Genomic DNA, 8,971 nt, shown 5'->3' on the forward strand with positions numbered 1-8,971 from the left:
TGCACTCCATCGCACAACGGCGAACCACGGCGCATCTTGGAGGGTGTCGGGAGGGGAAGCCGCAAGCACAACCGCACGATGGCAGGATAAAAGGGCGCGATGTGCGCCTTGGTTCGGTTGTGCTTTTTCAAGGACTTATGCCGCGATTTCGCGAGGTGCGCCTGATCGGCGCAGCCTGCGCTCCGGCGCTTTCATCAACAAAATCATCGGCTTCGCGCGATGTGCGGGGCCTCAGCCGTGACCGACGAGAACGAATTCCGCATCCGGCCCGGCCGCATCCGTTCAACCAGCGCCCAGCGGGTGCGGCCCTTCATCGCCCAGGCGCTGGCGGCGGCGCAGCGGGCTGGCGGCAGCGTATCCCGGCAAGGGAAGATCGGGCCCGGCGCGCGCTCCCGATTCGGGCGCGGCCAACGCGCCTCGATCCAGGCGAACCGTTTGATCACGGCGCGCTCGCGCGGCGCGGTGATCAAGGCGCGTGTGCTCCGCCATGGCGGCCGCAACGCGCCGCTCGCCACCCATCTCAATTATCTCCAGCGCGACGGCGTCACCCGTGACGGGGAGAAGGCCCAAATGTTCGGTCCCGGCGGCGACGATGTCGACGCCAAGGCGTTCGCCGAGCGCGCCGAGGGCGACCGCCATCACTTCCGCTTCATCGTCTCGCCGGACGACGCCGTGGAGATGTCCGACCTCAGAGGCTTCGCGCGCGAGCTGGTCGGGCAGATGGAGAAGGATCTCGGCACCAAGCTCGAATGGGCGGCGGTCGATCACTGGAACACCGAGCATCCCCATGTCCACCTGATCGTGCGCGGCGTGCGCGACGACGGTTCGGACCTGGTCATCTCGCGCGACTACATAAAAGAGGGCATGCGCGACCGGGCGCGCGACCTCATCACCCACGAGTTGGGGCCGCGCACCGATCAGGAGATCCGGCGCACCCTCGAACGTCAGATCGACGCCGATCGTTGGACCAATCTCGATCGCCAGTTCGCCCGCGATGCCTATCGCACCGGCGTCATCGATCTCGCACCGCATGCCGATCGCCGGCCAGACGAATTCCGCGCGCTCAAAATCGGGCGGCTGCGCAAGCTCGAAGGGCTCGGCCTCGCCGATGAAATCGGCCCCGGCCAGTGGACGATCTCCGAGAAGGCCGAGGCGACGCTGCGCGAGCTGGGCGAGCGCGGCGACATCATCAAGCGCATCCATCATGGCCTGACCGAGCGCGGCATCGCACGCGGCACCGCGAGCTACGTGCTCGCGTCGGAAAGCCTCAACGATCCCGTCATCGGCCGCCTGGTCGCGCGCGGGCTCGACGACGAGCTGAAGGGCACGGCGTTCGCCGTTGTCGACGGCATCGACGGCCGCACCCATCATATCAAGCTGCCCGACCTCGACGCGGCCGGCGACAGCGCGCCGGGCTCGATCGTCGAGCTGCGCAAGTTCGACGATGCGCAGGGCCGTCGTCGCGTCGCGATCGCCGTGCGCTCCGATATCGACATCGAGCGGCAGGTCACCGCGACCGGTGCGACCTGGCTCGACCGGCAGGCCATCGCCCGCGAGCCCGTGGCGCTCGGCGGCGGCTTCGGCGCCGAGGTGCGCGACGCCATGGATCGCCGCGCCGAGCATCTCGTCGGTCAGGGCCTCGCCGAGCGCCAGAAGCGCGGCGTCAGCTTCCAGCCCGGACTGATCGACACGCTGCGCCGGCGCGAGCTGGAGGCAGTTGCCGCCCGCATCACCGCCGAGACCGGTCGACCCCAGGTCAAGTCGGAGGCCGGCGAGTACGTCACCGGCACCTATCAGCGGCGCCTCACGCTCGCGACCGGCCGCTTCGCCATGATCGACGATGGCCTGGGCTTCAGCCTTGTGCCTTGGACACCATCGATTGAAAAGCAGCTCGGCCGTCACGTCTCGGGCGTCGCCCGCGGCGACGGCGGCGTCGACTGGAGCTTCGGCCGGCAGCGGGGAATCGGCCTCTAGGGAATTGACGTCGCTCGCCGATGAAAGTCATGCGAGCCGTTATTGACTGATCAGTGCATAACGGTTAAACCGCGTTCATGGCCAGACCGCGAGAGTTCAATCGGGAAGTCGCCCTGAAGGAAGCCATGAAGGCCTTCTGGGCGAAGGGCTATGCCGCCACGTCGACGGAAGACCTCATCCAAGCAATGGGAATTGGGCGGCAGAGTCTTTACCACGCCTTCGGCGACAAGCGACGGCTCTATGTGGAAGCGCTCGAGACCTATCAGCGAGAGACGACGAGCGGCCACCTGAAGCGGCTGAACGGCGCCATTTCACCACTAGCCGGCGTCCGCGATCTGCTCATCGGACTCATCGACGAGGACGACAGGCTCAGGACGATGGGCTGCATGGGTGTCAATTCGGTCGGCGAATTCGGGGCATCCGATCCCGAACTTCGCGAACTAAGGACCAAAGTCGGGATGGCCATCAACAAGCGGCTTGCCGAGCGACTCAGCGAAGGTCAGGCGAATGGAGAGATCGACCCCACCTTCACCCCCGGGGAAGCAGCGAATTTCATTCAGTTGACCATGGCGGGAATTCAGCTTGCCGCGCGTGGCGGCGGTGGCTTGGAGGAACTACGCCGCATGGCCGACTTCGCCACCGACCGCCTGCGATCTCACTAGGGGATCGGCATGGTCTGCGTAGAACCACACCTAGTTATGCACTGATCGATCAAGAAAGGACTCTTCATGAGCAATGGATCAAGGACGGAACGCCGGACAGCGCTGGTGTTCGGCGGATCGCGTGGCATCGGCGCCGCCGCGGCATCGCGACTGGCCGCAGACGGATTCGCGGTGGCTCTGACCTATGTGTCGCGCCCGGACAAGGCGGCAGAGGTCGTCTCCGCCATCGAGGCGGCGGGAGGGACGGCGCTCTCGATAAGGGCTGACAGTGCCGATCCAACGGCGATCCGAGCTGCCACGGCGCAAACCGCGGAGGCTCTTGGACAGATCGACGTCGTCGTCGTCAATGCCGGGATCATTCGGATAGCAACGGTGGACGCCTTCACTTTGGAGGATCTCGACCTGATGCTGGCCGTCAATGTTCGGGGCGTTTTCCTCGCCATCCAAGCTGCCGCCAGCCACATGCGCGACGGAGGTCGTATCATTACGATCGGCAGCAACACTGCAGTCCGCACAGGCACACCGGGCGCCAGCGTTTATGCCATGACCAAGGCGGCTGTCGCATCGATGGCAAAGGGCGTTGCCCTCGATCTCGCTCCGCGTGGAATCACCGTCAACAACATCCAGCCTGGTCCGACCGAGACGGACATGACGGCGGGGATGATTCCACAATTGCGAGAGATGATTCCCCTTCGCCGGGTTGGACAGCCGGCGGAGATTGCGGGCCTCATATCGTACCTTGCGAGCGATCAGGCTGGTTATATGACGGGCGCCAGCCTGACTATCGATGGCGGGTTCGTGCTGTGAACGTTGATCGCACGTATTGGCGGTCGAAGACCGGTAATTTCTCGCTACCTTGCGCTACAGTACGACATGATGACGACACGTATTGAATAGCGCCGCAGCTCTTCACCAATTTGCGAAAATGCAATTGGTGAGCGTCGATGTCTGCTACGAAAATACTCTGGGGTCAGATCCTCACCGTCTTCGCGATCGTCCTGCTGACGACCTGGGCCGCCACACAATGGACGGCCTGGAAGCTCGGCTTCCAACCGCAGCTCGGCCCGGCCTGGTTCATGCTCGGCGACTGGCCGGTCTACTATCCCTGGTCCTTCTTCCCGTGGTGGTATTTCTATGATGCGTATGCGCCCCCGATCTTCGTCGAGGGCGCCTATATCGCCGCCTCCGGAGGGTTCATCTCGATCGCGGTTGCGATCGGCATGTCGGTCTGGCGGGCGCGTGAGGCGAAGAACGCCGAGACCTTCGGCTCGGCTCGCTGGGCCCGCGCCGACGAGGTGCGCGGCGCCGGTCTGCTCGGCGAGGATGGCGTGGTGCTCGGCAAGTTCGACCACGCCTATCTGAGGCATGACGGGCCCGAGCATGTGCTGTGCTTCGCCCCGACCAGATCGGGCAAGGGCGTCGGCCTGGTCGTGCCCTCGCTGCTGACCTGGCCGGGCTCGGCCATCGTCCACGACATCAAGGGCGAGAACTGGACGCTCACCGCCGGCTTCCGCGCCCGCCACGGTCGGGTGCTGCTCTTTGATCCGACCAACGCGAAATCGGCCGCCTACAATCCGCTGCTCGAGGTGCGCCGCGGCGAATGGGAAGTGCGCGACGTCCAGAACATCGCCGACATTTTGGTCGATCCGGAAGGCTCGCTCGAAAAGCGAAACCACTGGGAGAAGACCAGCCATGCGCTGCTGGTCGGCGCCATCCTGCACGTCCTCTATGCCGAGGAGGACAAGACGCTCGCCGGCGTCGCCGCCTTTCTCTCCGATCCGAAGCGGCCGATCGAGTCGACGCTGGCGGCGATGATGAAGACGGCCCATCTCGGCGAAGCCGGTCCGCACCCGGTCATCGCGTCGGCGGCCCGCGAGCTGCTGAACAAATCAGACAATGAGCGGTCGGGCGTGCTGTCGACCGCCATGTCGTTTCTCGGGCTGTACCGGGACCCCGTGGTGGCGGAGGTGACGCGCCGCTGCGACTGGCGCATCGCAGACATCGTCGGCGCCAAGCATCCGACCAGCCTCTACCTCGTCGTGCCGCCATCCGACATCGCCAGGACGAAGCCACTCATCCGCCTGATCCTGAACCAGATCGGCCGGCGCCTGACCGAGGACTTGCACGCTAAGGGCAACCGGCATCGGCTGCTCCTCATGCTCGACGAATTCCCGGCGCTCGGGCGACTGGACTTCTTTGAATCCGCGCTGGCCTTCATGGCCGGCTACGGCCTGAAGGCATTCCTGATCGCGCAGTCGCTCAACCAGATCGAAAAGGCATATGGGCCGAACAATTCGATCCTCGACAACTGCCATGTGCGCGTCAGCTTCGCCACCAACGACGAGCGGACCGCGAAAAGGGTCAGCGATGCGCTCGGCACGGCGACCGAAATGCGGGCCATGCGCAACTATGCCGGCCATCGGCTGTCGCCCTGGCTCGGCCACTTGATGGTGTCGCGCTCGGAAACGGCGCGACCGCTCCTGACCCCCGGCGAGGTGATGCAGCTCCCGCCGGCCGACGAGATCGTCATGGTCGCGGGCACGCCGCCGATCCGCGCGAAGAAGGCCCGCTATTTCGAGGACCGACGCTTCAAGGAGCGGATCGTCGCGCCACCGACGCTCGCCAAGTCGAACCGACCCAGCTCCGACGATTGGACCAGGCTGCCGGTTCCGGCCCGCCCAGTCGCCGCGCTCGCCGGGGCCGACGCGGCGGCCGACGCTGGCGACGAAGATCCGACCGGCTCCGAGCGACGCCATCAGCCCGAGCTGAACCGCGCAGCGCCCGTCGAGAAGAAGGCGCCGATCGACAATGAATTCGAGGTGGGGCTCGATGACGACGCCGACGAGGATGCCGCTCGGATCAGCCGCGCCAACCAGGTGATGCAGGGCGTCGCGCGTCAGGTCTCGCTCGACCCGAACGACGGCATGGAGCTGTGAGACGCCCATGGCCGATCCGTCGAAGAAACAGCGCCTGTCGGTCTATCTCGAACCCGAGGTGATGAAGGCGCTCGTCGCCCATGCCGCACGCCGCGATCAATCGCGCTCTTTGGTCGCCGAGGCAGCGATCGCGTCCTTCCTGTCGCCGGACGCGGCCGAGCGGCAGGAAGCGGCGACCACCAAACGCCTCGACCAGCTCGACCGCCGCATGACCCGCATGGAGCGCGACATGGGGATTTCGGTCGAGATGCTGGCGGTGTTCGTGCGCTTCTGGCTGACCTCGAACCCGCCGCTGCCCGAACCGGCCCAGGCCGCCGCCCGGGCACAGGCTGGAGAACGCTACGACGCCTTCGTCGCTGCGCTCGGCCGCCGACTCGCCAAGGGGCCAAAGCTCCGTCAGGAGATTTCGGAGGACATCGAGCCCGCGCGCGACGCGCAATAAGCAGCGATTGCGGCAACTCAAGTAATCGGCAGTTCCTCCGTTTCCCTGTCTCTGCACGCTACACTGCTACTACGCCCTGACACCTGTTGCCGAGGGCCGATTTCCGGTTCTCTTACTCATCCCCGATCCAGGGGCGGCCTGACGCGGTCCCGCAAAGAACGGGGACAACGTGGCCGATTCGCACCAGAAATCTGAAGCGATACTTCGAGGCGCCCGCATGCTGCGGACGGCCCTTGGCCCCGCCATCGCCGGATTCCTGAGCGACGCCAGCGTCGTCGAGGTGATGCTCAACCCCGACGGCCGCCTCTGGATCGACCGGCTTTCGGAGGGGCTGTCGGACACCGGCGAGACGCTGTCGCCGGAGGACGGCGAGCGGATCGTGCGCCTGGTCGCGCACCATGTCGGCGCCGAGGTTCATATCGGCAATCCGCGTGTCTCGGCCGAGCTGCCGGAAACGGGGGAGCGGTTCGAGGGCCTGCTGCCGCCCGTCGTGGCGGCCCCGGCCTTCGCCATCCGCAAGCCGGCGGTCGCCGTCTTCACGCTGCAGGATTACGTCGCCGCCGGCATCATGTCCCCCGTGCAGGCCGAGATCCTGCGTCAGGCCGTCGCCGACCGCCGCAATATCCTGGTCGCCGGGGGCACCTCGACCGGAAAGACCACGCTCACCAACGCGCTGCTCGCCGAGGTCGCCAAGACCTCGGATCGCGTCGTCCTGATCGAGGACACCCGCGAGCTGCAATGCGCCGCGCCGAACCTCGTCGCCATGCGGACCAAGGACGGCGTCGCGACGCTGTCCGACCTCGTGCGCTCCTCGCTGCGCCTGCGGCCTGACCGCATCCCGATCGGCGAGGTACGCGGCGCCGAGGCTCTCGACCTGCTCAAGGCCTGGGGCACCGGCCATCCGGGTGGTGTCGGGACGATTCACGCCGGCACCGCGCTCGGCGCGCTGCGGCGCCTCGAACAGCTCATCCAGGAAGCTGTCGTCACCGTCCCGCGCGCGCTGATCGCCGAGACGATCGACCTCGTCGCCGTCCTCTCCGGACGCGGCTCGAACCGACGTCTCGCCGAACTCGGCCGCGTCGAGGGGCTCGGACCCAGCGGCGACTACCGCGTCACCCCCGCAACCCAGCCCCCCGAAGGAGACCCCTCATGATCCGTCACGTCCTGCGCATTCAGCGCCACATCCGCACGTTCGCGGCCGTCGCGTTCGTCAGCCTCGCGCTGGCGCCCGCCGCCCACGCGTCCGGCTCCTCGATGCCGTGGGAGGCCCCACTGCAATCGATCCTCGAATCCATCGAGGGACCGGTCGCCAAGATCCTCGCCGTCATCGTCATCATCGTCACCGGCCTGACGCTGGCCTTCGGCGATACGTCCGGCGGTTTCCGGCGCCTGATCCAGATCGTCTTCGGTCTGTCGATCGCCTTCGCGGCCAGTTCGTTCTTCCTCAGCTTCTTCAGCTTCGGCGGCGGAGCGCTCGTCTGATGGCCGGACCGATCGAGAGCGGCGGCGACGTGCCTGGCTTCACCGTTCCGGTTCACCGCGCCTTGACCGAGCACATCCTGCTCGGCGGCGCACCCCGGAGCATCGCCATCCTCAATGGCACGCTCGCCGCAGCCCTCGGTCTCGGCCTGCGCCTCTGGCTGGTCGGCCTTGCGGTCTGGGCCGTCGGCCACTTTGCCGCTGTGTGGGCGGCCAAGCGCGACCCGCAGTTCGTCGACGTCGGACGTCGGCACCTGCGCATCCCCGGCCATCTCGGAGTCTGAGGCCCGCCATGATGAACCTCGCCGAATATCGCCGCACCTCGACCCGCCTTGCGGATTTCCTGCCCTGGGCGGCGCTTGTCGCCCCCGGCGTCGTCCTCAACAAGGACGGTTCGTTCCAGCGCTCGGCGCGCTTCCGTGGTCCCGACCTCGATTCCGCCGTGCAGGCCGAGCTGGTCGCCGTCGCCGGCCGCCTCAACAGCGCCTTCCGCCGCCTCGGCAGCGGATGGGCAATCTTCGTCGAGGCACAGCGCCATGCCGTCGGCGCCTATCCCGCGAGCCGGTTTCCGGATGCCGCATCCGCTCTGGTCGATGCCGAGCGCAAGGCGGATTTCGAGGAGGACGCGGCCCACTACGAGTCCAGCTATTTCATCACCTTCGCCTACCTGCCGCCGGCCGAGGACGCCGCGCGCGCCGAAAGCTGGCTCTACGAGGGCAAGGCCGATCGCGGCGTCGACCCGTGGGAGGCGCTGCGCGGCTTCGTCGACCGCACCGACCGCATCCTGCAGCTCGTCGAAGCCTTCATGCCGGAATGCGCCTGGCTCGATGACGTCGAGACGCTGACCTACCTGCACTCGACCGTATCGACCAAGCGCCACCGCGTTCGCGTGCCCGAGACGCCGATGTATCTCGATGCCCTGGTCGCCGATCAGCCGCTGACCGGCGGGCTCGAACCGCGGCTCGGCGAAGCGCATCTGCGTATCCTGACCATCGTCGGGTTCCCGACCGTCACGACGCCAGGGCTCCTGGACGAGTTGAACCGCCTCGCATTCCCATACCGTTGGTCGACCCGGGCGATCCTGCTCGACAAGACCGACGCCACCAGGCTCGTCACGAAAATCCGACGGCAGTGGTTCTCGAAGCGCAAGTCGATCGCCGCGATCCTCAAGGAGGTGATGACCAACGAGGCCTCGACGCTCGTCGACACCGACGCCGCCAACAAGGCCGCCGACGCCGACCTGGCGCTGCAAGAGCTGGGCGCGGATTTCGCAGGCCAGGCCCATGTCACCGCCACGATCGCCGTCTGGGACAACGATCCCCGCATCGCGGCGGAAAAACTCAGGCTCGTCGAGAAGGTCATCCAAGGCCGCGACTTCACCGCGATGCCCGAAGGCATCAACGCCGCCGACGCCTGGCTCGGCTCGCTGCCCGGCCACGTCTACGCCAACGTCCGCCAACCTCCCATCAGCACATTGA

General features: G+C 66.7%; 8 protein-coding genes and 1 pseudogene. All 9 read left to right on the forward strand.

From position 1 onward, the window contains the following. The first annotated feature begins 219 nt into the window (after nucleotides 1–219). The gene (locus AX681_RS04335; protein ID WP_443026336.1) at nucleotides 220–1,974 is read left to right on the forward strand and encodes a relaxase/mobilization nuclease domain-containing protein; all 1,755 of its coding nucleotides are present in this window, start codon (nucleotides 220–222) and stop codon (nucleotides 1,972–1,974) included. 125 nt (nucleotides 1,975–2,099) lie between these two features. Continuing rightward, the gene (locus AX681_RS04340; RefSeq protein ID WP_197410198.1) at nucleotides 2,100–2,636 is read left to right on the forward strand and encodes a TetR/AcrR family transcriptional regulator; all 537 of its coding nucleotides are present in this window, start codon (nucleotides 2,100–2,102) and stop codon (nucleotides 2,634–2,636) included. 66 nt (nucleotides 2,637–2,702) lie between these two features. Next, a complete protein-coding gene (locus AX681_RS04345; protein ID WP_156416661.1) occupies nucleotides 2,703–3,443 on the forward strand; it encodes an SDR family oxidoreductase in 741 nt (246 codons plus the stop codon). A 137-nt stretch (nucleotides 3,444–3,580) separates the two neighbouring features. Next, nucleotides 3,581–5,572, forward strand: coding sequence for a conjugal transfer protein TraG (locus tag AX681_RS04350; protein WP_058457582.1), 1,992 nt, complete (start codon nucleotides 3,581–3,583; stop codon nucleotides 5,570–5,572). Between the two features lie 7 nt (nucleotides 5,573–5,579). Further along, nucleotides 5,580–6,014 carry a ribbon-helix-helix protein, CopG family gene (locus tag AX681_RS04355; RefSeq protein WP_058457581.1) on the forward strand — a complete coding sequence of 145 codons (435 nt, stop codon included), beginning with the start codon at nucleotides 5,580–5,582 and terminating at the stop codon, nucleotides 6,012–6,014. 217 nt (nucleotides 6,015–6,231) lie between these two features. Continuing rightward, the gene (gene trbB / locus AX681_RS04360) at nucleotides 6,232–7,167 is read left to right on the forward strand and encodes a P-type conjugative transfer ATPase TrbB (protein WP_443026134.1); all 936 of its coding nucleotides are present in this window, start codon (nucleotides 6,232–6,234) and stop codon (nucleotides 7,165–7,167) included. Then, nucleotides 7,164–7,496 carry a TrbC/VirB2 family protein gene (locus AX681_RS04365; RefSeq protein WP_058457579.1) on the forward strand — a complete coding sequence of 111 codons (333 nt, stop codon included), beginning with the start codon at nucleotides 7,164–7,166 and terminating at the stop codon, nucleotides 7,494–7,496. Before trbB ends, AX681_RS04365 begins: the two co-directional genes overlap by 4 nt. Beyond that, nucleotides 7,496–7,777 carry a VirB3 family type IV secretion system protein gene (locus tag AX681_RS04370; RefSeq protein ID WP_058457578.1) on the forward strand — a complete coding sequence of 94 codons (282 nt, stop codon included), beginning with the start codon at nucleotides 7,496–7,498 and terminating at the stop codon, nucleotides 7,775–7,777. Before AX681_RS04365 ends, AX681_RS04370 begins: the two co-directional genes overlap by 1 nt. Nucleotides 7,778–7,785: 8 nt before the next feature. Further along, nucleotides 7,786–8,971: pseudogene (locus tag AX681_RS04375) on the forward strand (conjugal transfer protein TrbE); the annotation flags it as partial.

This window comes from Sphingomonas sp. CCH9-E2 (genome assembly GCF_001557215.1).
Taxonomy (GTDB): Bacteria; Pseudomonadota; Alphaproteobacteria; order Sphingomonadales; family Sphingomonadaceae; genus Sphingomonas.

Excerpts from the sequence above, each read along its gene's own strand:
- AX681_RS04335 (WP_443026336.1), top strand. The coding sequence starts at position 220 with ATGTGCGGGGCCTCAGCCGTGACCGACGAGAACGAATTCCGCATCCGG.
- AX681_RS04340 (WP_197410198.1), top strand. The coding sequence starts at position 2,100 with ATGAAGGCCTTCTGGGCGAAGGGCTATGCCGCCACGTCGACGGAAGAC.
- AX681_RS04345 (WP_156416661.1), top strand. The coding sequence starts at position 2,703 with ATGAGCAATGGATCAAGGACGGAACGCCGGACAGCGCTGGTGTTCGGC.
- AX681_RS04350 (WP_058457582.1), top strand. The coding sequence starts at position 3,581 with ATGTCTGCTACGAAAATACTCTGGGGTCAGATCCTCACCGTCTTCGCG.
- AX681_RS04355 (WP_058457581.1), top strand. The coding sequence starts at position 5,580 with ATGGCCGATCCGTCGAAGAAACAGCGCCTGTCGGTCTATCTCGAACCC.
- trbB (WP_443026134.1), top strand. The coding sequence starts at position 6,232 with ATGCTGCGGACGGCCCTTGGCCCCGCCATCGCCGGATTCCTGAGCGAC.
- AX681_RS04365 (WP_058457579.1), top strand. The coding sequence starts at position 7,164 with ATGATCCGTCACGTCCTGCGCATTCAGCGCCACATCCGCACGTTCGCG.
- AX681_RS04370 (WP_058457578.1), top strand. The coding sequence starts at position 7,496 with ATGGCCGGACCGATCGAGAGCGGCGGCGACGTGCCTGGCTTCACCGTT.